Genomic DNA, 25,476 nt, shown 5'->3' on the forward strand with positions numbered 1-25,476 from the left:
AGCTGTCAGTTCCGTTGTAGTCCGGGCCCGGGACATAGGTCCAGGTGCCGTCGCCATTGACCGTCACCGTGCCGTGCTGCGGGTCGTTGGCCTTGCTGTAGGTCAGCGTGTCGCCGTCCTTGTCCGAACCGACCACCTGGCCGGAAACCGGGGTGTCTTCCGGCGTCGTCACGTTGTAGTTGCCGGTCGTCGGATCGAAGGTCGGATCGGTCGGGTCGTCCGGAATCGGCGGGTCGTTGACCGGCGTCACGCCGATCGTCACCGTCGACGTCGCCGTTCCGCCGTTGCCGTCATCGATCGTCACCGTGAAGCTGTCGCTGCCGTTGTAGTCCGGGCCTGGCACGTAGGTCCAGGTGCCGTCGCCATTGACCGTCACCGTGCCGTGCTGCGGGTCGTTGCCCTTGGCGTAGGTGAGCGGATCGCCGTCCTGGTCGACGGCCACGACGCGCCCGGAAACCGGCGTATCTTCATCCGTGGTCACCGAGTAATCGCTTGCGGCGGGCGCCCGGTTTTCCTGGTTGAGGTCACCGGCATTGAAACTGTCTTCCGCCGCCACCCGCTCGGTGGAGTACTGATAGGACTGCCCGCCAACGGTTTCGACGATGCGGGCGAATTCGACGAAGCCGTGCCCTTCGTTGCCGGCACTGGCTTCACCGGCGGCGGTGGCTTCTTCTTCGAGCAGCGCATCGAGGTCGCTGCCCTGGGCGATGACCGCGGCAATCGGAGCGAGCGCCTTGCCATCATGGGCAAGCGCGCTGTCGCTGGCATCGGGCTTTTCAAGCGCTGCCACTTCGGCATCGAGCGTCACGCTCTGCTGGGCGCCAACGGTGACGCTGCGCCCATCGTTCATGGCCAGCACGACCTGCGCGCCGTTGCCGGAAACTACCGTTTCCCCTTCATGGAGAACGTCGCCGACCTTGAGTGGGCGCAGCTTACCGGATGCATCGCGGGCGAAGGCTTCACCGTTGATCGACAATACTTTTGCAATAACAGCAGCCATTTTTGTTCTCCAGACACGGTAGGGGAAGCTTCAGTGTAGGGAGTGAAACGGGGCTTGACTATTGAACAAAAGTACAGTTGTCAATGGCATGTCGCAAATCCCCGTCAGGCCGCTCCTGACGGGGATTTGCAGCTTACAGCTTGACGCCGTTGATGCGCAGCGACAACTGTAGCCGGTCGCGGGCACCGGTTTTTTCGAAGATCGCGGTGAGATGTGCCTTGACGGTGCGCTCGGCGATCTTCAGACGGTCGGCGATTTCCTTGTTGCTGGCGCCGGCGGCGACCAGCCTGGCCACCTGCTGCTCGCGTTCAGACAGCCCGGGCAGCGGATCGTCGACAGCCGGCTTGGCGCGCTGCGCCAGCGCCCGACTGGTATTGCCGATCACCTGCTGCAGCAGCGACTGGCCGACCCACAGGCCGCCGTTGGCGACCACCAGCGCCACCTGTTTCAGCACTTCGGGCGCTGCATGCGTATTGCAGCAGCCGGAAGCGCCGACGGACAGGCTCTCGAGGGTCAGCGCATCGCTCGGTTCGTCGGCCAGAATCACCGTCCGATAGCCGGACAAGATGGCGGGCAGATGCGGCAGGACATCGGCCAGCTTTTCGCCGGTACGCAAGCGGCACCAGCGTATGCCGACCCCGCTGCCATCGCCGCCGACGGTCTCGCGCCGCGAGACGACTGCCGCTGCCGGCAGCGCGTCGCGCCAGTTGGGCAACATCCGGGGTTCACGATCGACGATCAGATGGTTCATCAACGCTCCGTCATGGCAACGCTCTTGGCCCGCAGCACGGGTTTGAGCAGGTAGGTCAGGACGCTCTTCTTGCCGGTCAGGATATCGACTTCGGCAACCATCCCGGGAATGATCGGCAGGTTGGCGTCGCCAAAACCGGGCTTGTTGGTTCGCACGCGGACCAGGTAAAAGGCATTGCCCTTTTCGTCGGTCACGGTGTCGGCGCCGATGTGCTCCAGTGTTCCCTCGAGGCCACCATAGACGGCGAAATCGTAGGCGGAGAACTTCACCATGGCCGGTTGCCCCGGCCGCAGGAAGGCGATGTCGCGCGGCAGGACACGGGCTTCCAGGAGCAGCGCGTCCTCGAGCGGAACGATCTCGATCATGTCCTTGCCCGGCTGGACGACGCCGCCGACGGTATTGACCAGCAGGCGCTTGACCACGCCGCGCACCGGCGAACGGATCGACGACTGCTTGACCCGATCGGAGAGGGCGACACTGCCCTCGGCCAGGCCGCTCAGCTTGGTCATCGTTTCCGACAGTTCGCGCCCGGCTTCGTTGCGGAAGCTGAGTTCCACTTCCTCGATCTTGCGGTGCGCTTCGGAGATTGCCGCCTGAATCCGCGTGATCTGCGCCGAAGCCATGTCGCGTTCGCCGCGATAGCGCGAAACGTCGCGCTCCAGGCGCAGCAGGTCGACTTCGGAAACGGCGCCGGAATTGATCAGCGGCCGCGTCTGCGCCAGTTCCTGCGAGGTCAGGTCATAGCCTTGCGAAGCCTGCGCCCGACGGGCGGTCGCCTCGTTCAGTTCCTGCTGGCGCTGCGCCAGTTGCTGGCGGGCGATCGATACGGCGGCGTCGAGTTCGCTGCGCCGGGCGAGAAAAAGCTGGCTCTCCTGGGTGACGATTTCCGGCGCTTCCTTGACCACCTCCTCCGGCGGCACGAACTCCTTGCCCTCGGAAATCGCCCGCAGCCGCGCCGCCTTGGCGAGCAGGCCGAGGTACTGGGCGCGGTTTTCCTTGACCGAGGAAACGAAGCGCGTCTCGTCGATCTTGATCAGCAACTGGTTCTCTTCGACGATGTCGCCTTCGTGCACCTGGATGTCGGAAACCAGGCCGCCGTCGATCGACTGCAGCACCTGCACCTGGCGCGACGGGATGACCCGGCCTTCGCCGCGCGTCACCTCGTCGAGCCGGGCGAAGGCCGCCCAGACGAAAAAGAGCACGAAGACGATGATGATGGAACGCAGCAGGACGCGCGCCCGCAGCGGCTCCTGACGCAGCATGGCAAGGTCGGCGTCGGTGGCGAAATCGACAACCTCGATTTCCTCACGGTTGGGCAGGCGCCCGAGCAGGCGCTCGACGCGCGGCCGGGCGCGCTGCGCCACCCGCTCAAGCCAGGCGTGGACTGCGCTCAGGATAGTTTTCAGGCGACTCATGACGCCCTCCCGATGCGGCCGCTCTGCAGCGCCTGAACGACCTGGTCACGCGGGCCATCGGCAACCACCTTGCCGTCGTCGATGACGATGATGCGGGTGGCCAGATCGAGCAGACTGTTGCGGTGGGTGACGATGATCACCGTCTTGTGCGCGGCGATCGTCTTCAGGCGTTGCTTGAACTGCTGTTCCGACGAGAAGTCCATCGCGCTGGTCGGTTCGTCGAGCAGCAGGATCGGCGGGTCCATCAGGAAGGCGCGGGCGATCGCCACGCCTTGGCGCTGGCCGCCGGACAAGGAGTCACCGCGCTCGCCGATCATCATCTCGAAACCGTCCGGATGGCGATTGACGAATTCCGTCAGGCCACCCGCTTCGGCCGCCGCCAGGATCGCCGCGTCGTCGGCGAAGGGCGCGCCGATCGAGATGTTGTCGCGCATGGTGCCGTAAAACAGCGTCACGTCCTGCGGCACGTAACCGATGTTGCGGCGCAGGTCGGCCGGATCGAGCTGGCGGACATCGACGCCGTCGATGCTGACCGCGCCGCCGGTCGTCTGGTAAAGCCCCATCAGGAGTTTCTGCAAGGTCGTCTTGCCGGAACCGACGCGGCCGATGACGACGACCTTCTCGCCCTCGCGGATCGAGAAATTGACGCTCTTCAGCGCTGCAACCTGGGTATTCGGGTAGTTGAAGGCGACGTCGCGGAACTCGATGTTGCCGCGCAGCTCCGGGCGATGGACGAAATTGGCATCGTTCGGGCGCTCGACCGGGTTGGCCATGACCTGTTCGAGCGAGGTCAGCGCCACCTTGGCGTTGTGATACTGCATCAGCAGGCCAACCACCTGGCCGAGCGGCGCCACCGCCCGCGACGACAGCATGGTGCAGGCGATCAGGCCACCCATGCTGAGCATGCCTTCGCTGATCAGATAGACGCCGGCGATGACGACCATCACGTTGACCAGTTGCTGCACTTCCATCGCGCCGTTGGTCGCCGCCGCCGAGAGGAAACGCATCTGGTTGTTGACGCGGGCGACGAAGGCCACCGATTTTTCCCACTTGCTCTGCATGACGCCTTCGGCGCCTTGCGTCTTGATCGTTTCCAGCGCCGTCAGGCTTTCGATCAGCGTCGCGTTGCGCAAGGCGCCGGCGCGGTAGGTGGTTTCCGAAAGCTCGTGCATCTTGTGCTGCAGCACGTAGGCGTAGACCGTCACCAGGATCATCGCCACCAGCACCGGGAAGATCAGCGGCCAGGCAATGATGCCGATGACGAGCAGGAAAAGCAGTGCAAACGGCAGATCGATGAAGGTGGTCACCGTCGCCGAGGTGATGAAGTCGCGCACCGATTCGAAGGAACGCAAGTTGGAAGCGAAGGAGCCGACCGCCGCCGGCCGCGCTTCCATGCGCACGCCGAGGACGCGTTCCATGATCTTGGCCGACAACTGCATGTCGATGCGGGCGCTGGCGAGATCGATGAAATAACCGCGCAGGGTACGCAGCACCAGGTCGAAGACGATCACCAGCGCCACGCCGAGCGCCAGCACCCAGAGTGTCTCGATCGCCCGGTTGGGCACCACCCGGTCATAGACGTTCATCGTGAACAGCGGCATGGTCAGCGCCATCACGTTGATCAGCAAGGCGGCGGCCAGCACGTCGCGATAGACCGGCCACTGATCGGCCATGGCGCCCCAGAACCAGTGGCGCAGCTTGATCTCGCCGACCTGCGGCGTGCGCTTGTCGAAACGGAAATGCGGCCGGGCGAAGATGGCGATCCCGGTGTAGCGCGCGGCCAGTTCGGCCCGCCCGAGGACAACCGTGCCCTGCCCGGTTTCCGGGAACAGCAGGCGGGCGTTCTCGCCGCTTTCGTCCCAACCGAGCAGGACACAGGCTTCTTCGCCGTGCAGCATGAGGACCGCCGGTAACAGCACCGTATCGATCCGCTCCAGCGGCCGCCGCGACAGTTTGGCGGAGAGGCCGGCACGAGCCGCGGCACGCGGGAACAACGACGGCGTGAGGACGCCTTTTTCCAGCGGTAGCCCGGCGACCAATGCCGCCCGGGTGCCAGGACGCCCATGAATACGGGTCAGTTCAACCAGGCAGTCAAGCAGCGGATCGTGGTGCAACAGATCCGCCCGAACTCCGGTTTTGACCGCCTCAACGGAAATGCTCATCCCTGTTGGTGCCCTTCATGTTATTTGTATGGTTGCCGGATTCTACCTTTCAGCGCAGCGGCAAATGCAAAACATTGCAAATTGCGTCACTCCACGAGCATGCCTCAGGGCAGGAAAGCCTGCAAGCGCCGGGGAACCCGGTGATTGCCGAGATGCATGTAGTCCGGCAAGCCATCGCGGAAAGGCGGCGGATCCTCGCCCTCGATCAGCGGCTGCAGATACGCCCGGCAAATGTCGGTGATATGAAAGCCGTCGGCGGCAATGAATTCGGCCGGCATCCGCCGCTCGCGGTTGGCCACCGCGGTCAGCGGCACTTCGCCGATTTCCCAGCGGTAGGGCCGGTCGGCGAGGCGATGCAGGGTCAGCATGATGTCGCGCCCGCCGGCCACCGCCCGGTCGACCGCGGCGACGCCCAGGGCATGCGCCTGTTCGACGTCGGTGCCGGAGGCGAGATGGCGCGCCGCCCGCTGCAGGTAATCGGCGAGCGCCAGATGGTACTTGTAGCCGAGCCGGGCATGGATCAGCTCGGCGATGTAGCGGCCGACGCCGCCGGCCTGGGTATGGCTGGGCAGCTCGCTCTGCGGCAGGGCGCCGATCGCGCAACCGCCCTCGTCGCACAGGCCTTCGGCGGCGGCGATCGTGCAGTAGCCGAAACGCTGGACGCAGGCTTCGACGCGGGCGAGGAAGCGCTCGGCGTCGAAGCGGACTTCCGGAAACAGCAGCAGGTGCGGCGGCTCGCCTTCGTGCCCGCTGGCCAGCCCGGCGGCAGCGGCAATCCAGCCGGCGTGGCGACCCATCGCCTCGAGGATGAAAATGCGGGTCGAGGTGCGCGCCATCGAGGCGACGTCGAAGCCGGCCTCGCGCATCGAGGTCGCAACGTACTTGGCGACCGAACCGAAACCGGGGCAGGTATCGGTCAGCACCAGGTCGTTGTCGACGGTTTTCGGCAGGCCGATCACCTGCAGCGGATAGCCGAGCTCGGCGAGCGTCTGCGACAGGTGCCAGGCGGCGCCCATGCTGCCATCGCCACCGTTGATGAAGACGTAGCCGATGTCGTAGGCGCGGAAGACCTCGATCAGCCGTTCGAAATGGCGCCGGTGCGTGGCCAGCGGCCCGAGGTGGTAGCGGCTGGAGCCGAAGGCGCCGCCGGGCGTGTAGCGCAGGCGGGCAATGTCGGCATCGCTTTCGAGATCGGTATCGATCAGTTCCTCGGTCAGCGCACCGAGGATGCCGTCGTGACCGGCGTAGACCTTGCCGATCGATCCGGGCTGCTGCAAACGCAAACGGCGTGCTTCCTGAATCAGGCCGCACGCCGTCGCGTTGATGACGGCGGTAACGCCTCCCGACTGCGCGTAGAAGGCGTTCCTCCCGGTCATCGGCTTACTTCAGGGCGTCGAAAACCGCCGCGGTGATGCTGTCCACGCTGCCGACCCCGGCGATCTTGCGCACCTGCGGCGCTGCGGCGTCGCCCTCGGCTGCCCACTTGCCGTAGAACTCGACCAGCGGCTTGGTCTGCGAGTGATAGACGTCGAGCCGCTTCTTGACCGTTTCTTCCTTGTCATCGTCGCGCTGCACCAGGTCTTCGCCGGTGACGTCGTCCTTGCCCTCGACCTTGGGCGGGTTGAACTTGACGTGGTAGGTACGGCCCGACGCCAGGTGGGCGCGGCGGCCGGCCATGCGCTCGATGATGTCGCTGTCGGGAACATCGATTTCGAGCACGAACTCGATCGGCACGCCGGCGTCCTTCATCGCCTGCGCCTGCGGGATGGTGCGCGGGAAGCCGTCGAACAGGTAACCGTTCTTGCAGTCGTCCTGCTGCAGGCGGTCCTTGACCATGCCGATGATCACGGCGTCCGGGACCAGGCCGCCGGCGTCCATGTGCTTCTTGGCCTCCAGGCCGAGCGGCGTGCCGGCCTTGACCTGGGCACGCAGCATGTCGCCGGTCGAGATCTGCGGAATCCCGAACTTTTCGCAGATGTACTTGGCTTGCGTACCCTTGCCGGCGCCGGGTGCGCCCAAAAGAATCAATTTCATTGAGAAGTCCCTCTGGTTACGTATGAAAATTCTTGTTGTCGGCTGTTGTGGCGCCGTTCTCTAAGCGTCCGAAATTACCTGCTTATTCAGGCTCGGTCAAACAGTTTGCGCATCCGCTCGGCGTCTTCGGGCGTATCGACACCGGGCGCCGGCGCCGCATCCACCAGGGCGACGCTAATCCGGTAGCCGTGCCAGAGGGCGCGTAGCTGCTCGAGCGCCTCGAACTGCTCGGTCGGCGCGACGGCGAGGCCGGCGTAAGCTTTCAGGAAGCTGGCGCGGTAGGCGTAGAGGCCGACGTGGCGCAGCGCCGGCAGGCCGTCGGGCAGGCTGGTACCACCGCCCTCGCGGGCAAAATGGTCACGCGCATAGGGCACCGGGGCGCGCGAGAAATAGGCGGCGTCGCCGTCGGCGCGGCAGACCACCTTGACCACGTTGGGATTGAAGAAATCGGCCGGCTCGGCGATCGGATGGGCGACGGTGGCGATATCGGCGCCGCTGACGGCGAGCTGGCGCGCGGTGTGGACGATGACTTCCGGCTCGATCAGCGGCTCGTCGCCCTGCACGTTGACAACGATGGTTTCGTTGCTCCAGCCGCGCTGGGCCACCACTTCTGCCAGGCGGTCGGTGCCGGTGGCGTGGTCGGCGCGCGTCATCAACGCGGCGACTTCATGCGCCTCGCAGGCGGCCCGGACTTCCGGATGATCGGTCGCCACCCAGACTTCTTCGGCACCGGCCAGGCGCGCCCGTTCGGCAACGCGGACGACCATCGGCTTGCCGCCGAGATCGAGCAACGGTTTGGCCGGCAGGCGGCTCGACGCGTAACGCGCCGGAATGACGATCTTGAACGCCGGCGTCATCACGCTTCGTCGGCGCCCAGCGGCCGCGCCTCGTCCTCGAGCATGACCGGAATGTCGTCGCGGATCGGGTAGGCCAGCTTGCACGGCTTGCACACCAGTTCCTGCGCCGCCTTGCGGTAGTCGAGGGGGCCCTTGCAGATCGGGCAGACGAGTATTTCAAGCAATCGGGCGTCCACGGAGTTTCTCCACTATCAAATCGGTCAATGCCGGCGGCAGATCGGCGTCGACGGGCAGAACCCAGGTCTCCGCCGCCGTCAGTCCGGCGCATTTTACTGCATCCTTCTCGGTCATCAGCAGCACCGCGTCGTCGCCGAAGGCGAGGTCGCCGGCCGCGTAGGCGTGATGATCGGGGAAGGGATGGGGCACGCAGTCCAGGCCGAGGCCGGCCAGCGTGCGGAAAAAGCGTCCGGGATCGCCGATCCCGGCCACCGCGTGCAGCGGCCGGCCGCGCAACTGGGCGGCGGCGCAGCGGACGGCCGGATCGTCGAGACGGTAGAAGTCGCCGGCGCGCAGCGTCATCGCGAACGCCGGCCGGCCGCCGGCCAGCTCGGTCGCGGCAAAATCGTTGCCGACCACGGCATCGACTTCGGCCAACCGCGCCAGCGGCTCGCGCAGCGGCCCCAGCGGCAGGCGCCAGCCGTTGCCGGCGCCGCGCCGGTCGAAGACGGCGATCTCGACATCGCGCGCCAGCCGGTAATGCTGCAGGCCGTCGTCGCAGAGCAGCAGATCGACCTCAGGATGCGCCGCCAGCAGCGCCCGGCCGGCCGCCGCGCGGTCGCGCCCGACCCACAGCGGTACGCCGCCGCGGCGGGCGAGCAGCAAGGGTTCGTCGCCGACTTCGGCCGGCGTCGACGCTGCCAGCACCGGACGCGGCTGGGCCGCCGCAGCGCCGTAGCCCCGGCTGACGATGCCGGGGCGAAAACCGCGCGCCGCCAGTTGGCCGGCCAGCCACAGGGTCAGCGGCGTCTTGCCGGCGCCGCCGACGGTCAGGTTGCCGACGACGACGACCGGCACCGGCAGCCGCTGCGGCCGCGCCTGCCGGCGCCGCCAGCCGGCAACGCCGACGAACAGCAGGTTGAGCGGCAGGAGCAGCGGCAGCAGAAGCCAGAACGCCGGCGTCAGCCGGCGTTCGTACCAGTGTCGCTGCAACCAGCCGGCGAGCATCACTCGGGCGACTGGGTGGCGAAGGAGATGTGCGGGTAGCCCGCCGACTGCGCGGCCTGCATGACGTCGATGACACGCTGGTGGGTGGCTTTGGCGTCGGCGTTGATGACGATCACCGGTTCCTTGCGCCCGGCTGCCGCCTGCTGCAGCGCCGCCGAAATCGCCTCGATCTCGCCGCTGGCGAGCGGCGCCTTGTTGACCAGGATCTGACCGGCGGCGGTGACCGCGACGTCGATCTCGTTCGGCTGCTGGTTTTCCTGGCTGACGTCGGCCGTCGGCAGGTTGATCTCGAGGCCGGAGAACTTCGAGTAAGTCGTCGTCAGCATCAGGAAGATGATGATCACCAGCAACACGTCGATCATCGGGATCAGGTTGATTTCCGGCTCTTCGCGGCCGCGTCCGCGCTGGAAATTCATCGCTTACTTCCGGTCGCCGTGCATCACTTCGACCAGGCGCACCGCCTGCTGCTCCATCTCGACGACGAAGCCATCGACCAGCGCGCGGAAATGGCGCCAGAAGATCAGGCTGGGAATCGCGATGAAGATGCCGAAGCCGGTGTTGTACAGGGCGATCGAAATGCCGTGCGCCAGTTGCTGCGGGTTGCCGGTGCCCGGCGCCTGCGAGCCGAAGATCTCGATCATCCCGACGACGGTACCAAACAGCCCCATCAGCGGGCTGATCGAGGCGATCGTGCCGAGCGTCGTCAGGTAGCGGTTGAGTTCGTGAGCGACCGCCGAACCGGCCTCCTCGATCGATTCCTTCATCACTTCCCGGGAATTGTTCACGTTGCGCAGGCCGGCAGCCAGCACGCGGCCGAGCGGCGAGTGGCGGTCCAGTTCATCGAGCAGCTTGCCATTGTCGGCGCCACGCCGGAACTCGCCGACCGCCCGCTGCAACAGGCCCGCCGGCACGATCTTCCCGCGACGCAGGCTGATCAGGCGCTCGATGATCAGCGCCATGGAGATGAGCGAGGCCAGCAACAGAGGCCAGATGGGCCAGCCGGCCGCTTTGACGATTTCAAACACTTGACGATGTCCTTGGCGAAAGTTTAGTCCGCAATTCTGCCTCCCCGGCGGCGCAGGGGCAAGCGCGACGATTTTCCGGGGCCGCCGCGGCTTATCCCCAAAAGCTGTGGATAAGTCTGTGGAAGAGCTGTCATCAGTTGCCGCAAACCCGCAAGAAACAAGGCTTTCGCCTACCCTGCCACAAAACGAGGCATAGAATAAAAACAGCACAAAATCAATAACTTGAAAATCACCAGAAATGTCAAGCGCCTACCATGAAAAGTCTGACCACGGTAGAATGACGCCATGCCTTCTCCTCTGCCGCCTGTCAATAACTCCGTGCTCAGCGTCAGCGCGCTCAACCGTCTAGTGCGCGATTGTCTGGAGTCCGCCTTTCCGCTGCTCTGGGTGGGCGGCGAAATTTCCAACCTGACCCGCGCCGCCTCCGGCCACGTCTATTTCTCGCTCAAGGACGGCAATGCCCAGGTGCGTTGCGTGATCTGGCGCAACCGGGCGCAACTCCTGGGCTGGCGCCCGGAGAACGGGCAGAAGGTGGAGGCCAGCGCGCTGGTCTCCTTCTACGAGGCGCGCGGCGAGTTCCAGCTCACTGTCGAATCGCTGCGTCGCGCCGGCCAGGGCGATCTCTACGAACGCTTCCTGCGGCTCAAGACACAACTTGAAAATGAAGGCCTCTTCGCCGCCGAACGCAAACGCCCGCTGCCGCCCTACCCGCGCCGCCTGGCCATCGTCACCAGCCTGCAGGCGGCGGCGCTGCGCGACGTGCTGAGCACGCTGCACCGGCGCGCCCCCTACCTCGGCGTCGAGATCCACCCGGCGCCGGTTCAGGGCGATGGCGCCGCCGCCCGCCTCGCCAGCGCCCTGGCCGCCGCTGGCCGCAGCACGGCCGACGCCGTCATCCTCTGCCGCGGCGGCGGCAGCATCGAAGACCTCTGGGCCTTCAACGAGGAAGCCGTCGCCCGCGCCATCGTCGCCTGCCCATTGCCGGTCATTACCGGCGTCGGCCACGAAACCGACTTCACCATCGCCGACTTCGCCGCCGACCGCCGCGCCCCGACGCCGACCGCCGCCGCCGAACTGCTCTCCCCGGAACGCAGCGCACTGCTGGCCCGCGTCGACGAACTGCAACGACGACTGCAGCGCGTCAGCCAGCGCCGCCTCGCTGAACACCAGCAAGGCCTCGACTGGCTGCGCTCGCGCCTCGTCCACCCGGCGCAGGCCCTGCTCCGCCAACGCCAGCAACTAGACCGCCTGGGCGATCGCCTGCAACGCGCCCAGGCCGCCAGCCTGCTGCGCCAGCGCCTGGCGCTCAGCACGCTGGCCCGCCGCGCCGCCGGTTGCCGACCGCAAGCCGATACGCACGAAAAAGCCCTGGCGCACCTCGCCCACCGGCTGCAACAGGCCAGCCGCGGGCAATTCGCCGAACGACGGATGAAACTAAATGGCCTCGCCGGCAGTCTGAGACAACTGGACCCGCAGGCGGTACTGGCCCGCGGCTACGCGCTGGTCAGCAATGCCGACGGCAAGCCGCTGCGCGACAGCCTGGCGGTCAGTCCCGGCGACCGGCTGCAGATCCGGCTGGCGCGCGGCGGACTGGCGGCAACGGTCGACCAGGTTGTCGCCCCGCCGGAAGCTGACTAGAATTTTCGAATCACCCCTGACAAACAACGGAGAATATCAATGGAACACCAACTGCCCGCTCTGCCCTACGCCAAGGATGCCCTCGCCCCGCACATGTCGGCCGAGACCTTCGACTACCACTACAGCAAGCACCACCAGGCCTACGTCACCAACCTGAACAACCTGATCAAGGGCACCGAGTACGAAGCCCTCGACCTCGAAGCGATCGTCAAGAAGGCCCCGGCCGGCGGCATCTACAACAACGCCGCCCAGGTCTGGAACCACAGCTTCTTCTGGAACTGCATGACCCCGAACGGCGGCGGCGCCCCGAGCGGCGCCCTGGCCGCCGCGATCGACGCCAAGTGGGGCTCGCTGGATGCCTTCAAGAACGCCTTCCAGACCTCCGCCGTCGGCAACTTCGGTTCCGGCTGGACCTGGCTGGTCAAGAAGGCCGACGGTTCGCTCGAGATCGTCAACATGGGCGCCGCCGGCACCCCGCTGACCACCGGCGACAAGGCCCTGCTCTGCGTCGACGTCTGGGAACACGCCTACTACATCGACTACCGCAACCTGCGTCCGAAGTTCGTCGAAACCTTCCTCAACAACCTGGTCAACTGGGCCTTCGTCGAAGCCAACTTCGCCGGCTGATCGCGGTATTTCCGGATAAAACCCGCAAAACGGGTTTCATAAAAGAGGGAGCGTTCAGCTCCCTTTTTTCATTGCAAAATCGCTTGGCGCTTTCCGCACATCGGCCATGCCGGACGTTGGAAGTTGCGTGCGCGAACGGCCGAAGTTGGTCGGTTTGCTGACACCATCGGGCTCTAAGTACCGGAATGCTAGCTTTCCAGTCCCTAGAATGCTCACTCCCGACTCTAGCTGCCATCGCTTTCTCTGGCACCTTCGCTGAGCAGCTTTATCGCGCAACATCATGCATGGCCCGCCGGGGTTGCATTAATTCTCAAAGCTTGAGTAAATGCAGGCGTCGAGAATGCATGGATAGATACCAAGTTCGGCTGCGACCTGCTGAAGGCCACTCTCAATAAATCTGTAAACCGTTTCGTCGCTTAACGCATTAGCTTTGGGAACGAAGGTGCAGCCCAGTTCCTTTAGTCTCTTGAGAACGCGACTGTCCAACGGAATTTCGTAGCGGGACAGGCCGCTCCATTGAATGAAGTTCCTCGATTGCTTGGGCCCAAGACCGGGATATTTGTGTGATTGCAAGTACGTTGCAACCTTTTGCTCTTTTCGTCGCGTGGTATTGCTGTTCAGTGTGCTCAAGTGTTCATGGAGAATTTTCCACTCACCATTTTCCAGTTCACCAAGAATGTGAGCGAGGTTGCCTGCAATCGTTTGTGTTCTGCGAAGCCTAGCTGATGTCAGTTCACGTTCCAGCATACGTATAACGGAGGGGGTTTGACAGCAGATCTGATAGTCTAAGGCTGGGCTGTCCGAGTTCATGAAGCGACCTACCGCTGTATTTGGCCCGGATCTTTGTTGCGTTGTAACTTGGCATCCTACGAAAACCCGCCATAGGTTGAGTTTGGATAGGTCGATTCCCATTCGTTGGACATTGCGTCTTTTTCGATCCCGTACTACGTCGTTATCGGCGTTGGAGTTTACGAACTCCCGCCACCGCTGAAGCACAACATTGTCAATTTCCCAAATCGGCTTCATTGACACCCCCTTGATGCATCAACCTTGAAATTAGCGGCCTGCGCGGTTTTTAAGTAGATCGGCGCCGGTTTGGGTGCCATTCGATGGGTCCTTATTAAAGACTCTCAGCAGCTATTAGTCGCTTGGCTGCGACCTCAGCGCTATGTACTGTAGCTACCGTAATCCCCTCGCGTTTTGCTTCTGCTTGTAATTCCTCTACGTGCTCATTCGCAGCGGCGATATCTTCTTCGCTAAACATTGGCAGTTCCGGGTCGGGCACCCAGAGGACAGCTTCTGTAATGTTCGGAGGTATTAGTTGTGCATCCCTAGCGCGGGCTAACCGCCAGAGACTGTCATTGGCATATAGCCTAGCATTATTCGATTTTGGGTTTAGGACCGCATAGCAGGCAGCGTAGCGTGAGGACAAGTAATCTACTGTGGGTTTAACCCGGTCACGAAGATCAGCCAAACCATAATGCATTTCGAACAGTTGGATTAGGTCTTTGTTAACTGATTCGACCCGTATTTTGATAGTTTGGATGAAGCGCTTAAGTTCCTTGTTGCGTGGCACTACCAAGGGCTGTGGCGATTCGGGTTCGGTATCAGGGTTTGATTTCCACAAGGCTGAGAACGCCTCAAAATAGGCTGAAGTGCTCACTGCTAAATTTTCTCCGTGGGCAATTCGCCATTCGCCGATATTCATACCCCCCAAACGGGGTTTCCAAGTATCTGGGATACCACCTTTTCCAATGTGTTGTTTGAAGTCGTCGACCAATAGCGCACCAAAGTAAGCAAAGCTGTCCCCCATTTCGCCTAAGCAGCGAAGACGTGGCAGGGCATTGCCTAAGGCATGGCCGGCATCATCATAGGAAATTATGGCTATACAAATTCGCTCACCTGAACCAGGAATCGGCGTCCAATAAATTGGTGCGATTTTCCCTACGGACGTTGGGACGATGGCTGGCGGTGGCGGGACAATAAACCAGTCGTTCATCGCTGAATCTCAGGGCGAGTTGGTAGGTAAAGCGGCTGTTGTTGTCCGTCTTCTAGACGAACAGACAATAAATCTCGCAGAAGAACAAGGCGGGTTTGTACAAAATTCATCATTTCCGTGCGCCAAGGGCAGTTGACCAATGCTTCATTCAGACTTGGCATGGCATCCTTAATTTCATTTACAGCTTCCGAGAGCTCACCACCCAACACGCCTCGTTGGCGCAGATTCATGCCCCTAATGAGTTCGGAGAGCATCACATTGTCGAATCGGGGAACAACATCCTCCCATGGATTGCCAGGGCCTCCGAACGCATGGCCGAAGTCAATGAAAGTGGGGTTGCCGCGACTGTCGATCATGACATTGTCGGTATGTCGATCACCATTGGCAAATAACTCATCAATGACGCAGATTTTCACTAGAGCAGGATGTTTCCTGAGTGCCCTAATAACTTGCTCGGATTCCATGCTGCACAATTCCATACCGCGAACTACTCGTGTGGCAATGACCATCCGATGCTTTTCTTCTGGTTCCCATGCTTTGCTTGCTGAAAGGTTGCTGCGGGTAATGTGACCCCAATAGCATTCACCAACCGGTAGTCCTGCCGCTGTGGCAAAGCGCAAGCATGCCGTTTCCACCCAGAATTCTCTCAGCGGAAGCATTTTGAAATAAACGGGGATCGGCGTGTTGCTACTATGGAGAAGCAGTGTGCCGCGCCACACTTCACTGTAAGAACCTTCGTGGCGCTCGGCGCCTATTTCCAGGTTGCCAATTGGGAAAGGGAGCATGCTATGCCTTTCTACGACACTCTAACCGCCAGTTTTGGTGCCGATTCTGCGCTGCGAATAGATTGAGGGCAATAAGCCAATACAAAAAAACACCCCGGCTTTGCCGGGGTGCCGAGACCGGCATTAAGCCGGTACGACGAGGCGGAAAGCTTTCTTTCCGCACTGCCAAGCCCACAGACGCTGGCCATTTTTCAGGGTGATGAAGGGACGGAATATCTCCTTCGTACCCGGCGGTAGCGGGAGCTTCAGGGTCAGTTGCTTCGCCATAGATAATGCACCTCCTTTCCAGACGAGGGATTGCCCGGCTGGAAAAGTCAGCGTAAACTTCGCGGCTCCTACACACGCAGTGTTCGCGCTGCATTTCCCAGCACGCAGTGCGTCGTCTGTCGCGCTGCTTGACGGGATTCAGAGGGCTACTTCGCGTCATGCGACGTGGCCCTTTGTCTTAGTAACTGTCGCAGTTGCATCTTTTCCTCGTTCGACAAATCAGCGAAGCGCCGCGCCAGTTCGGTTACCAATTCGGCATCCTCTGTCGATGCGTCATCTAATGAGACCTTGGCTTCGCCATTTGCCAAATTGGCCAGCGATTCCAGGGAGGCACGTTGCCCCGTCAGCTTCGGGTAAACCATCGTCAGGCGATTGATGAAGCCAGCCGGAACTTTCTTCTTGCCGGTCTCAATCGCGCTCAACATTGTGGCGGACATATCTAGTTGTTCTGCCATCTGCACGAGTGTCTCTCCTAAATCGATGCGCAGTTTGCGTAGCACCTTTCCCAGTTCAGTCAACATCACTCTCCCCCCCATTGGCGACCCATAACCATTCCGGAATTCAATATACACCAACAGTGTTGTATACGTCAACCAAATTGGTTGAATTATTCTATGAATTGGCGTGCTGAAAAGGGGGCGTTTGCTAACAGTGCCTCTGGAAGCGTCCAAATAGAAACGAAGGGAGCAGCTTGCTGAAGCGATCTCATACCCGCGCGCTAGTGGTTAAATTTCAGCGCGCGCGGTTGGAAGTACGCATTTGCTGGATGGAAAAGCTGCAGTTCGACGCCATCAGTAACCGAAAGGCAGGTTAGCGCTTGGTTGCAGCCCGTATCAGCTCACCTGCCCAACGGCCGCTTCGGCCGAGAAGTTGTCGTTGGCCCCCCCCCACTCTACATAAGCACTCAGAAGTTGTATCGGCCAATCGAACAGCTTCGGTTTCGGGAGGACGTGCTTCCAACAAGAGCGCGCTGATCCTCTGGCGGCTTGATAGAATCCTCGCGCCTGGATCGTCAGTTTCGATCCTCATATCGCTGACCATTTGCCTTTGACAACACCGACCGATGCCTCGCGCCGCCATCTGCGTCGCGGCGACCGCCGGGGAGGTTTTCCGATGAGTGATTGCCCTTGAGAATCCTGCTCGCCGAAGATGACGCGCTGATCGCTTCGGCCATTCTGGCCAGCCTGCGCAAGCACGATTTTTCCGTGGACTGGGTCAGCGACGGCCAGGATGTCGTCGGCGCGATCCAGTCCCACGATTACGGGATGCTGATCCTCGACCTCGGCCTGCCGCACGTCGACGGGATCGACATCCTGGCCCGCCTGGAAAGCCGCAGCAAGCGCCTGCCGGTGCTCGTCATCACTGCCCGCGGCGGCCTTGATGACCGGGTCAGCGGCCTCAACGCCGGCGCCGACGATTACCTGGTCAAGCCTTTCGAACTCGAGGAACTGGTCGCCCGGGTCTTCGCCCTGCGCCGCAGGACACTGGGCTGGCCGCAGAGCGAACTGTGCCTCGGCGCGCTGCGTGTCGACCCGCGCAAACGCCAGGTCAAGCTGGCCAACCAGGAAATCCATCTCTCGGACCGCGAATTCCGTCTGCTGATGGCGCTGATCGAGGTTCCCGGCGTCGTCCTCAGCATCACCCAGCTCGAGGAACGCCTCTACGGCTGGGGCGAGGAAATCGCCAGCAATTCGATCGAGGTGCAGTTGCACCGCCTGCGCAAGAAGCTGGGCAAGGAATGGATCCGCAACATCCGCGGCATCGGCTTCAAGCTGGTTGAGCCGGCGTGAATTCCGTCCTCGCCCGCCTGCTCGCCTGGCAGATCGGGACGCTGATCATCACTGCCGCCTTCGTCACCGCGCTGACCTACCGGATGACCTGGACCGAATTCAGCCGCAGCCGTGACCTTTCGCTGGAACAGGTGGCCTGGGCGGTGATGCGCCACCATGGCATGCACCCGGAAATCTACGATCTTTCCAACCGGCAACAGAGCGTCATCAGCCAGGTGTGGGACAAGGACGGCAAGCTGCTGTTCGCTTCCCGCCCTGACCAGCCGCTGCCACGCCAGAACGCCGGCTTCAGCACTTTCACCTGGCAGGAACAGGAGTGGCACGCCGTCGTCATCGAGGATCGCGGCACCTTTGTCCAGGTGGCCAATCCGAGCGATTCGCACGCCTTGTGGTTCCGCGAATTCGGCAGTTCGCTGATTGTCCCGTTCTCGGTGCTCGTCATCATCATGGGCAGTTTCATCGCCATCGCCGCCGCCCAGGCTTTTCAGCCGCTGCGCCAGTTGCGCCAGGAAATCCGCGAACGCGCCCCCGGTTTCCTGTCGCCGATCCCGCGCGAACAGTACCCCGACGAGATGCTGGTCATCGTCGATGCGCTGAACGACATGTTCCAGCGCCTCGATCAGGCCTTTCTCGCCCGCCAGCGCTTCATCGCCGATGCCGCGCACGAGCTGCGCACGCCGCTCACCGCGCTGCAGCTCAATGCCCAGGTGGTCAGCGGCGAAGGCGACCCGCTGGTGCGCCAGGAAGCCTTGAAGAACCTGCGCAGCGGCGTCGACCGGGCGGCGCATCTGGTCAGCCAGTTGCTCAACCTGGCGCGCTTCGATCCGCAATTCGCCGGCAAGCGGACGATCGCCACGGTCGACCTGCTCGAACTGGCGAAGACCGTGATCATCGAATGCGACATCCTGGCCGCCGCCAAGGACATCGACCTCGGCCTCGCCGAGCAGATGCCGACCGCGCTGACCGGGGAACCGGAAGCCCTGCGCGTCCTGCTCTCCAACCTGATCGACAACGCCATCCGCTACACCCCGGCCGCTGGCCGGATCGACATCAGCGTCACCCACGATCAGGAATCCGCGCGCCTGATCGTCGCCGACAACGGGCCGGGCATCCCGCTCGGCGAACGCGAGCGCGTCTTCGAAGCTTTCTGCCGGCTCGCCACGACGATCCCCGGCAGCGGGCTGGGGCTGGCGATCGCGCGCGAAATCGTCCGCCAGCACGATGGCCAGATCGCCCTCGACGACACGCCGGGCGGCGGCCTGACGGTGCGTGTCGAACTACCGCTGAGATAGCGTCCGAGGCGTCCCGACTGCGGTTTTTTCAGAAGTTGACTTCATTAAGTCTTCTGTAAGGTGATGGGCCGATCATTTAAATCGTTACATATCCCGTAACCGCCACAACAAAACGAGGAGGTCGATCATGTCGCAAGACGTGTATGCCCGGATCCGGGCAAATCCCAAATACGAGCAACTGAAGTCGGTTCGCAACACCTACGGCTGGGTCATGACCCTGCTCATGCTGGTCGTTTATTACGGCTATATCGCGCTGATCGCGTTCGACAAGGAATTCCTGGCCAAGCCGCTGGGCACCGGCGTGTCGACGATCGGCATCCCCATCGGCGTCGGCGTCATCCTGTTCACCATCGTCATCACCGGCATCTACGTGCGTCGCGCCAACGGCGAGTTTGACCAGCTGAAGGCTGAAATCGTCAAGGAGGCCAACAATGGTTAAGCTGCACAAACAACTCCTCGGCGCGCTCGCCCTGGCCGCCGTCGCCGGCACTGCCTTCGCGGCCGGCGCCGACCTCGGCCAGGCCGAGAAGCAGGCGACCAACTGGACCGCCATCGCGATGTTCGCCATCTTCGTCGCCTTCACCTTGTGGATCACCAAGTGGGCAGCGGCCAAGACCAAGTCGGCGGCCGACTTCTACACCGCCGGCGGTGGCATCACCGGCTTCCAGAACGGCCTGGCGATCGCCGGCGACTACATGTCGGCAGCCTCCTTCCTCGGTATTTCCGCCGCGGTCATGGCCAACGGCTACGACGGCCTGATCTTCTCGATCGGCTTCCTCGTCGGCTGGCCGATCATCACCTTCCTGATGGCGGAACGCCTACGCAACCTCGGCAAGTTCACCTTCGCCGACGTCGCCGCCTACCGCTTCCAGCAGACCCCGATCCGCGCCTTCGCCGCCACCGGCACGCTGGTCGTCGTCGCCTTCTACCTGATCGCCCAGATGGTCGGTGCCGGCCAGCTGATCAAGCTGCTGTTCGGCCTGGAATACTGGATGGCAGTGGTCATCGTCGGCGCGCTGATGATGGTGTACGTGCTGTTCGGCGGCATGACCGCCACCACCTGGGTGCAGATCATCAAGGCGATCCTGCTGCTCTGCGGCGCCTCGTTCATGGCCTTCATGGTGCTGCTGCACTTCGGTTTCAGCCCGGAAGCGATGTTCGCCGAAGCGGTGAAGATCAAGACCGAACTGGCCGCCAAGGGCCTGCTGGCCGAAGCCCTGAAGACCGATCCCGCCGCCACCGCGGAAGGCGTCGCCGCCGCTGCCGCGGCCAAGGGTCTGTCGATCATGGGCCCGGGCAACTTCGTCAAGGACCCGATCTCGGCGATCTCCTTCGGCATGGCACTGATGTTCGGTACCGCCGGCCTGCCGCACATCCTGATGCGCTTCTTCACCGTGCCGGATGCCAAGGAAGCCCGCAAGTCCGTCTTCTGGGCGACCACCTGGATCGGCTACTTCTACATCCTGACCTTCATCATCGGCTTCGGCGCCATCACCTTCGTGCTGACCAACCCGGAGTTCCTGGACGCCAAGGGCGCCCTGCTCGGCGGCGGCAACATGGCGGCCATCCACCTGGCCAACGCGGTCGGCGGCAACATCTTCCTCGGCTTCATCTCCGCGGTTGCCTTCGCCACCATCCTCGCCGTCGTTGCCGGTCTGACGCTGTCCGGCGCCTCGGCCGTGTCGCACGACCTGTACGCCACCGTGTTCAAGGAAGGCAAGGCTGATTCGGCCGCCGAACTGCGCGTTTCCCGGATCACCACGATCGTCCTCGGCATCATCGCCGTCGTGCTGGGTATCGCCTTCGAGAAGCAGAACATCGCCTTCATGGTTTCGCTGGCCTTCGCCATCGCTGCCTCGGCCAACTTCCCGGTGCTGTTCATGTCGGTGCTGTGGAAGAACTGCACGACCAAGGGTGCGGTGATCGGCGGCTTCCTCGGCCTGATCTCGTCGGTTGCGCTGACCGTGGTCTCGCCGTCGATCTGGGAAGCCACGCTGGGCAATCCGAAGGGTTCTGCCTGGTTCCCCTACACCTCGCCGGCCCTGTTCTCGATGACCATCGGTTTCGTCGGCATCTGGCTGTTCTCGATCCTCGACAACAGCGCCCAGGCCGCGAAGGAACGCGAAGCCTACCTGGACCAGGAAGTCCGCTCGGAAACCGGCATCGGTGCCGCCGGCGCCAGCGGTCACTAAACAAAACAAGAACAACACCCCTGGCCGGCGCTCTGCCGGCCACCTGCAAGGCCCCCGCCCCGGCGGGGGCCTTTTCTTTGCTCGATCGCAAAACCCATAACGGTTTCACCTAATCGAAAAAAACTGTCAGGGAACTGTAAGTTTACAAACCCAGACTGTGTCTCGTGGCGATGTTGCATTTCAGTGCAGCCCGCCCATCACATTTTATGGAGGAGACAAATAATGGACGATCAAGGCAAGGCCTACTGGTCAGCCACACTCGGACTGCTGGGGAAAATCCTGGCGATCTGGTTCGTGTGTTCATTCGGTGCGGGCATCCTTTTTGCCGACGCGCTGAACGGCATCAAACTCGGGGGTTACCCGCTGGGCTTCTTCTTTGCCCACCAGGGTTCGATCTACATCTTCATTGCCCTGATCTTTTATTACGCCAAGGCAATGGGCAACCTCGACCGCAAGTTCGACGTGCACGAAGATTAAGGAGCCAGCATGGATCTGCAAACTATGACTTACCTGGTGGTCGGCGCGTCGTTTGCGCTGTACATCGGGATCGCGATCTGGGCACGTGCCGGTAGCACGTCCGAGTTCTACGCTGCCGGCGGCAGCGTCCACCCGATCACCAACGGCATGGCAACCGCCGCCGACTGGATGTCCGCAGCCTCGTTCATCTCGATGGCCGGCCTGATCGCCAACATGGGTTACGGCGGCGGCCTGTTCCTGATGGGCTGGACCGGCGGCTACGTTCTGCTGGCGATGCTGCTCGCCCCGTACCTCCGGAAGTTCGGCAAGTTCACCGTGCCGCAGTTCATCGGTGACCGCTTCTACTCGCAGACCGCCTCGACGGTGGCCGTGATCTGTCTGCTCACCGCGTCGATCACCTACATCATCGGTCAGATGACCGGCGTTGGCGTCGCCTTCTCGCGCTTCCTTGGCGTTTCCAGCGACACCGGCATCTACATCGGTATGGGCATCGTCTTCGCCTACGCCGTGTTCGGCGGCATGAAGGGCATCACCTACACCCAGGTCGCCCAGTACATCGTGCTGATCCTGGCCTACACCGTCCCCGCCATGTTCATCTCGCTGCAGCTGACCGGCAACCCGATCCCGCAACTGGGCCTGGGCTCCAACATCTCCGGCACCGACATCTCGCTGCTGCAGAAGCTCGACCAGGTCGTTACCGACCTCGGCTTCGGTCAATACACGACCTCGGTTCCGGGCAGCACGCTGAACATGTTCGTGTACACGATGTCGCTGATGATCGGTACCGCCGGTCTGCCGCACGTCATCATGCGCTTCTTCACCGTGGCCAAGGTTTCCGACGCCCGTTCGTCGGCCGGCTGGGCGCTGGTCTTCATCGCGATCCTGTACACCACCGCCCCGGCGGTCGGCGCGATGGCCAAGCTCAACCTGCACGGCACCGTCAACACCGCGGTCGGCCTGCAGACCGCTGCCGATGGCTCGATGGTCGTCAATGCCGACGCGGTCAAGGCCAACGCTGACGTGTTCGCCACCGAAGCCTCGCTGGTCTACGAACAGCGTCCGGAATGGATGAAGCGCTGGGAAAAGACCGGCCTGCTGAAGTTCGAAGACAAGAACGGCGACGGTCGCATCCAGTACTACAACGACAAGACGAAGAGCGCCGATGCCAAGGCCAAGGCCGAAGCTGCTGGCTGGAAGGGCAACGAGCTGACGGTCAACGCCGACATCATCGTGCTGGCCAATCCGGAAATCGCGCTGCTGCCGAACTGGGTTATCGCCCTGGTTGCTGCCGGTGGTCTGGCTGCCGCTCTGTCGACCGCTGCCGGTCTGCTGATGGCGATCTCCGCCGCCGTGTCGCATGACCTGGTGAAGGGCGTGTTCATGCCGAACATTTCCGAACAGGCTGAACTGCGCGCCGGCAAGATCTCGATGGCGGTCGCCATCGTCATCGCCGGTTACCTCGGCCTCAACCCGCCGGGCTTCGCTGCCGGCACGGTTGCCCTGGCCTTCGGTATCGCCGCCTCGTCGCTGTTCCCGGCGATCATGATGGGTATCTTCTCGAAGAAGATGAACAAGGAAGGCGCCATCGCCGGCATGCTGGCTGGCCTCTTCGTCACCCTGTTCTACGTGTTCGCGCACAAGGGTATCTTCTTCATCAAGGGTACCGACTTCGTCGATATGATCGGCGGCGCCAACAGCTTCTTCGGCATCACGCCGGAAGCCTTCGGTGCGATCGGTGCGCTGGTCAACTTCGTCGTCGCCTTCCTGGTCGACAAGGTAACCAAGGAACCGCCGGAGCACATCCAGCACATGGTCGAAAACGTCCGCATCCCGCGTGGCGCCAAGGCTGTGGATGGCGCGCACTAAGCGCGATTGAGGTAAGCTCCCGTCCGGTGCCCCCGGACGGGATTCCGAACCCCGTCGGTCGTTTCCACGGGGTTTTTTATTGCGCGGCCGCCCCGGCGTCCGCGGCTGTACCGAGGTGCAACATGGCTTTCAACGTCCATATCGCAATGACCTGGATCCTGTTCCTGGCGCTCTTCCCGATGGCCTTCATCTGGCTGCGGCGCGCCTGGCGCATCGCCATCAACAAGGATTTTTCCGAAGTCGCCCTGAAGCACGGCGAATCACCGGCCAACCCCGAGAAATATGCGCCCTACGAAGCGGTGATCAACCTGGTCGCCGGCAGCGTCGCGCTCGCCGTGATCGGCGGCGTGCTGGCCGGCGAACTGGCCTACGACAGCTGGATCGCCATCGCCGGCTCGACCATCTGGTGCAAGATATTCCTCAGCTTCGCGCTGAGCCGACAGGCGCACCCGATGAACCTGCCCGGCTTCATGCAGCGCCGCATCAGCCTGCGCCCGCAACCGCCGGCCGCCGAGCGCGACGACAAGTAATCGGCAATTTCAGGCGAGGTCGAGGATCGTCGGCAGGAAGACCTCGCTCACCAGCACGCTGCCGCCATCGAGATGATGGCGCGAACGACGCGCCCAGAGCGGCGGCAGCGGCCGGCCAAGCACCTGACAGACCCGGCGATGCAAGGCATCGCGCTGGCGCAGGCGGACGAATTCGATATCGCCGCGCCCGAAGCCGGGATGGGTAAACAGCAGCGAGCCGAGCGAACGGCTGCCCAGGCGGGCAAACCAGCGCCCGAGACGACCGCAACGCCCGGTCGACAGCACACTTTCGGCGAAAATCACCGGCACGCCGTCGCATTCCAGCAGCACCTCGCGCACCGGCCGGCGCGCGTTCGCGGTTTCGTCGGCCAGCGCCAGCCGCCAGCCCTGGGCGACGACCCGGACGCGGAATTCGCTGCAATGGCGCCGACAGCGCGCAGTCAGCGAATGCGCCTCGACCAGCCAGCCGCGCAGCGATTGCGCCGCCGGCAGACGGCTGCCCCAATCGAGCCGGGGCGGCATCAGCGTGGCGTCGGCGCGCGTTCGAGACCGCGCAGGCGGGCGCCGCGGGCGATGCCGCGTTTGGCGAACCAGCCCTGGTTCATTTCCAGCGCGTAACGCGCCGGCAGCTTGGCGCAGTGGTTATCCTCGGTCTTCGGCGCCATCTCCTCGATGTTGATGATGTAGCCTTCACGGTCGATGAAGGCGACCGAGAGCGGGATCAGCGTATTGCGCATCCACATGCAGTGGGTGTTTTCCTGCGGGAAGACGAAAAGCATGCCGCGTTGCGCCGGCATCGCCTCGCGCAGCATCAGCCCAGTCTGGCGGTGGCGGTCCTCGGCCGCCACTTCGGCCTCGATGCGGTGCATGCCGGCGCTCAATTCGATCACCGGCATCGCCTCGCCGGCCGCCGCCAATCCGGCCACGCCCGCCAGCCACCAGCCGCAGAGCGCGGCCCATCCGAATTTCTTCATGCTTCAACCTCGCAAATCATCTATCGTCGCCTCGCGCTGGCGCCATTCGCCGAGGCCGAGGCCATCCACCGTCAACCGGCCGATCGCCGCCCGCACCAGGCGCAGCACAGGATAACCGATCGCCGCGCCCATCCGCCGCACCTGCCGGTTCTTGCCCTCGGCGATGCGAATTTCCAGCCAGCTGGTCGGAATCGCCGCCCGGTAGCGGATCGGCGGATCGCGCGGCCAGAGGCCGGGCGGTTCGTCGATGCGGCGCACCTGCGCCGGCTGCGCGGTGAAGTCGGAGAGCCGGATGCCGGCGCGCAGGCGGTCGAGATCGGCCTCGCCCGGCTCGCCCTCGACCTGCGCCCAGTAGGTCTTGACCAGCTTGTGGCGCGGGTCGGCGATGCGCGCCTGCAGGCGGCCGTCGTCGGTGAGCAGCAACAGGCCCTCGCTATCGGCATCGAGGCGACCGGCAACATACACACCTTTCAACGGAATGTAGTCGACCAGCCCCCGCCAGCGGCCTTCCGGCGTAAACTGGCTGAGTACGCCGTAAGGCTTGTTGAAGATGACGATTTTCGACACGTCGCCCGAATCCGCAGAAAAACCGGGATTTTACGGCAGCGGCGGTCAACCGTCCGCTCCTGAC

The 25,476-nt window shown here is 63.1% G+C and carries 27 protein-coding genes; 9 read left to right on the forward strand and 18 right to left on the reverse strand.

Annotated elements, in window-relative coordinates; translation table 11 throughout:
* The 11 genes from ACLIIZ_RS15345 to ACLIIZ_RS15395 form a co-directional block, all read right to left on the reverse strand.
* Nucleotides 1-1,000, reverse strand: a 1,000-nt coding sequence (locus ACLIIZ_RS15345) for a retention module-containing protein (protein WP_416693573.1), incomplete at its 3' end; no start/stop codon positions are given.
* Nucleotides 1,001-1,133: 133 nt separating this feature from the next.
* Nucleotides 1,134-1,751 (reverse strand): response regulator transcription factor, encoded by a 618-nt coding sequence (locus ACLIIZ_RS15350; protein WP_416693575.1) that lies wholly within the window; start codon nucleotides 1,749-1,751, stop codon nucleotides 1,134-1,136.
* Nucleotides 1,751-3,166 carry an HlyD family type I secretion periplasmic adaptor subunit gene (locus ACLIIZ_RS15355; RefSeq protein ID WP_416693577.1) on the reverse strand — a complete coding sequence of 472 codons (1,416 nt, stop codon included), beginning with the start codon at nucleotides 3,164-3,166 and terminating at the stop codon, nucleotides 1,751-1,753. The genes ACLIIZ_RS15350 and ACLIIZ_RS15355 overlap by 1 nt, the downstream gene beginning before the upstream one ends.
* Entirely contained in the window at nucleotides 3,163-5,328 is a 2,166-nt protein-coding gene (locus ACLIIZ_RS15360) for a type I secretion system permease/ATPase (protein ID WP_416693579.1), read from the reverse strand. Before ACLIIZ_RS15360 ends, ACLIIZ_RS15355 begins: the two co-directional genes overlap by 4 nt.
* A 104-nt stretch (nucleotides 5,329-5,432) precedes the next feature.
* Nucleotides 5,433-6,704, reverse strand: coding sequence for a 6-phosphofructokinase (locus tag ACLIIZ_RS15365; protein WP_416693580.1), 1,272 nt, complete (start codon nucleotides 6,702-6,704; stop codon nucleotides 5,433-5,435).
* 4 nt (nucleotides 6,705-6,708) lie between these two features.
* A complete protein-coding gene (adk, locus tag ACLIIZ_RS15370; RefSeq protein WP_416693581.1) occupies nucleotides 6,709-7,362 on the reverse strand; it encodes an adenylate kinase in 654 nt (217 codons plus the stop codon).
* Between the two features lie 86 nt (nucleotides 7,363-7,448).
* The gene (gene kdsB, locus ACLIIZ_RS15375; RefSeq protein ID WP_416693583.1) at nucleotides 7,449-8,219 is read right to left on the reverse strand and encodes a 3-deoxy-manno-octulosonate cytidylyltransferase; all 771 of its coding nucleotides are present in this window, start codon (nucleotides 8,217-8,219) and stop codon (nucleotides 7,449-7,451) included.
* Nucleotides 8,219-8,395, reverse strand: coding sequence for a Trm112 family protein (locus ACLIIZ_RS15380; RefSeq protein WP_416693585.1), 177 nt, complete (start codon nucleotides 8,393-8,395; stop codon nucleotides 8,219-8,221). Before ACLIIZ_RS15380 ends, kdsB begins: the two co-directional genes overlap by 1 nt.
* Nucleotides 8,376-9,383 (reverse strand): tetraacyldisaccharide 4'-kinase, encoded by a 1,008-nt coding sequence (lpxK, locus tag ACLIIZ_RS15385; protein ID WP_416693586.1) that lies wholly within the window; start codon nucleotides 9,381-9,383, stop codon nucleotides 8,376-8,378. Before lpxK ends, ACLIIZ_RS15380 begins: the two co-directional genes overlap by 20 nt.
* Nucleotides 9,383-9,799, reverse strand: a complete 417-nt coding sequence (locus ACLIIZ_RS15390) for an ExbD/TolR family protein (RefSeq protein WP_416693588.1) — start codon at nucleotides 9,797-9,799, stop codon at nucleotides 9,383-9,385. The genes lpxK and ACLIIZ_RS15390 overlap by 1 nt, the downstream gene beginning before the upstream one ends.
* A gap of 3 nt (nucleotides 9,800-9,802) precedes the next feature.
* Nucleotides 9,803-10,408 (reverse strand): MotA/TolQ/ExbB proton channel family protein, encoded by a 606-nt coding sequence (locus tag ACLIIZ_RS15395; protein WP_416693590.1) that lies wholly within the window; start codon nucleotides 10,406-10,408, stop codon nucleotides 9,803-9,805.
* Nucleotides 10,409-10,693: 285 nt separating this feature from the next.
* Here ACLIIZ_RS15395 and xseA point away from each other — a divergent pair, with 285 nt between their 5' ends.
* A complete protein-coding gene (gene xseA, locus ACLIIZ_RS15400; RefSeq protein WP_416693591.1) occupies nucleotides 10,694-12,046 on the forward strand; it encodes an exodeoxyribonuclease VII large subunit in 1,353 nt (450 codons plus the stop codon).
* A 39-nt stretch (nucleotides 12,047-12,085) separates the two neighbouring features.
* Complete coding sequence (locus ACLIIZ_RS15405; protein ID WP_416693593.1) at nucleotides 12,086-12,673, forward strand: superoxide dismutase; 588 nt, start codon at nucleotides 12,086-12,088, stop codon at nucleotides 12,671-12,673.
* A 303-nt stretch (nucleotides 12,674-12,976) separates the two neighbouring features.
* On the opposite strand, the gene ACLIIZ_RS15410 is transcribed toward ACLIIZ_RS15405, so the two are convergent.
* The 4 genes from ACLIIZ_RS15410 to ACLIIZ_RS15425 form a co-directional block, all read right to left on the reverse strand.
* The gene (locus ACLIIZ_RS15410; protein ID WP_416693595.1) at nucleotides 12,977-13,420 is read right to left on the reverse strand and encodes a hypothetical protein; all 444 of its coding nucleotides are present in this window, start codon (nucleotides 13,418-13,420) and stop codon (nucleotides 12,977-12,979) included.
* Nucleotides 13,421-13,793: 373 nt separating this feature from the next.
* The gene (locus ACLIIZ_RS15415; protein WP_416693596.1) at nucleotides 13,794-14,672 is read right to left on the reverse strand and encodes a hypothetical protein; all 879 of its coding nucleotides are present in this window, start codon (nucleotides 14,670-14,672) and stop codon (nucleotides 13,794-13,796) included.
* Complete coding sequence (locus tag ACLIIZ_RS15420) at nucleotides 14,669-15,457, reverse strand: hypothetical protein (protein WP_416693598.1); 789 nt, start codon at nucleotides 15,455-15,457, stop codon at nucleotides 14,669-14,671. The genes ACLIIZ_RS15415 and ACLIIZ_RS15420 overlap by 4 nt, the downstream gene beginning before the upstream one ends.
* 413 nt (nucleotides 15,458-15,870) lie before the next feature.
* Nucleotides 15,871-16,245, reverse strand: a complete 375-nt coding sequence (locus ACLIIZ_RS15425) for a helix-turn-helix domain-containing protein (RefSeq protein ID WP_416693599.1) — start codon at nucleotides 16,243-16,245, stop codon at nucleotides 15,871-15,873.
* Nucleotides 16,246-16,851: 606 nt separating this feature from the next.
* Between ACLIIZ_RS15425 and ACLIIZ_RS15430 the strand changes: the two genes are divergently transcribed.
* The 7 genes from ACLIIZ_RS15430 to ACLIIZ_RS15460 all read left to right on the forward strand — a co-directional run bounded on the left by ACLIIZ_RS15430 (nucleotide 16,852) and on the right by ACLIIZ_RS15460 (nucleotide 23,871).
* Nucleotides 16,852-17,514 carry a response regulator transcription factor gene (locus ACLIIZ_RS15430; protein ID WP_416693600.1) on the forward strand — a complete coding sequence of 221 codons (663 nt, stop codon included), beginning with the start codon at nucleotides 16,852-16,854 and terminating at the stop codon, nucleotides 17,512-17,514.
* Nucleotides 17,511-18,806, forward strand: coding sequence for a sensor histidine kinase (locus ACLIIZ_RS15435; protein WP_416693602.1), 1,296 nt, complete (start codon nucleotides 17,511-17,513; stop codon nucleotides 18,804-18,806). The genes ACLIIZ_RS15430 and ACLIIZ_RS15435 overlap by 4 nt, the downstream gene beginning before the upstream one ends.
* A 127-nt stretch (nucleotides 18,807-18,933) precedes the next feature.
* A complete protein-coding gene (locus ACLIIZ_RS15440) occupies nucleotides 18,934-19,245 on the forward strand; it encodes a DUF485 domain-containing protein (RefSeq protein WP_374327134.1) in 312 nt (103 codons plus the stop codon).
* Entirely contained in the window at nucleotides 19,238-20,998 is a 1,761-nt protein-coding gene (locus ACLIIZ_RS15445) for a cation acetate symporter (RefSeq protein WP_416693604.1), read from the forward strand. Before ACLIIZ_RS15440 ends, ACLIIZ_RS15445 begins: the two co-directional genes overlap by 8 nt.
* 222 nt (nucleotides 20,999-21,220) lie before the next feature.
* Entirely contained in the window at nucleotides 21,221-21,475 is a 255-nt protein-coding gene (locus ACLIIZ_RS15450) for a DUF4212 domain-containing protein (RefSeq protein WP_374327137.1), read from the forward strand.
* Between the two features lie 9 nt (nucleotides 21,476-21,484).
* Complete coding sequence (locus ACLIIZ_RS15455; protein ID WP_416693606.1) at nucleotides 21,485-23,341, forward strand: sodium:solute symporter family protein; 1,857 nt, start codon at nucleotides 21,485-21,487, stop codon at nucleotides 23,339-23,341.
* Nucleotides 23,342-23,463: 122 nt separating this feature from the next.
* Nucleotides 23,464-23,871: a hypothetical protein gene (locus ACLIIZ_RS15460; RefSeq protein WP_374327140.1), complete on the forward strand. Its 408-nt coding sequence runs from the start codon at nucleotides 23,464-23,466 to the stop codon at nucleotides 23,869-23,871.
* 9 nt (nucleotides 23,872-23,880) lie between these two features.
* Here the strand turns inward: ACLIIZ_RS15460 and ACLIIZ_RS15465 are convergent, their stop codons facing one another.
* From ACLIIZ_RS15465 to ACLIIZ_RS15475, 3 genes are read right to left on the reverse strand one after another with little or no spacing between them, the layout of a single operon-like run.
* Complete coding sequence (locus tag ACLIIZ_RS15465; RefSeq protein WP_374327141.1) at nucleotides 23,881-24,393, reverse strand: chorismate--pyruvate lyase family protein; 513 nt, start codon at nucleotides 24,391-24,393, stop codon at nucleotides 23,881-23,883.
* A complete protein-coding gene (locus tag ACLIIZ_RS15470; protein WP_416693608.1) occupies nucleotides 24,393-24,845 on the reverse strand; it encodes a DUF192 domain-containing protein in 453 nt (150 codons plus the stop codon). The genes ACLIIZ_RS15465 and ACLIIZ_RS15470 overlap by 1 nt, the downstream gene beginning before the upstream one ends.
* A 3-nt stretch (nucleotides 24,846-24,848) precedes the next feature.
* A complete protein-coding gene (locus tag ACLIIZ_RS15475; protein ID WP_416693610.1) occupies nucleotides 24,849-25,412 on the reverse strand; it encodes a pseudouridine synthase in 564 nt (187 codons plus the stop codon).
* Between the last annotated feature and the right edge of the window lie 64 nt (nucleotides 25,413-25,476).

It is taken from the genome of Azonexus caeni (assembly GCF_048146105.1).
Taxonomy (GTDB): Bacteria; Pseudomonadota; Gammaproteobacteria; order Burkholderiales; family Rhodocyclaceae; genus Azonexus; species Azonexus aromaticus_B.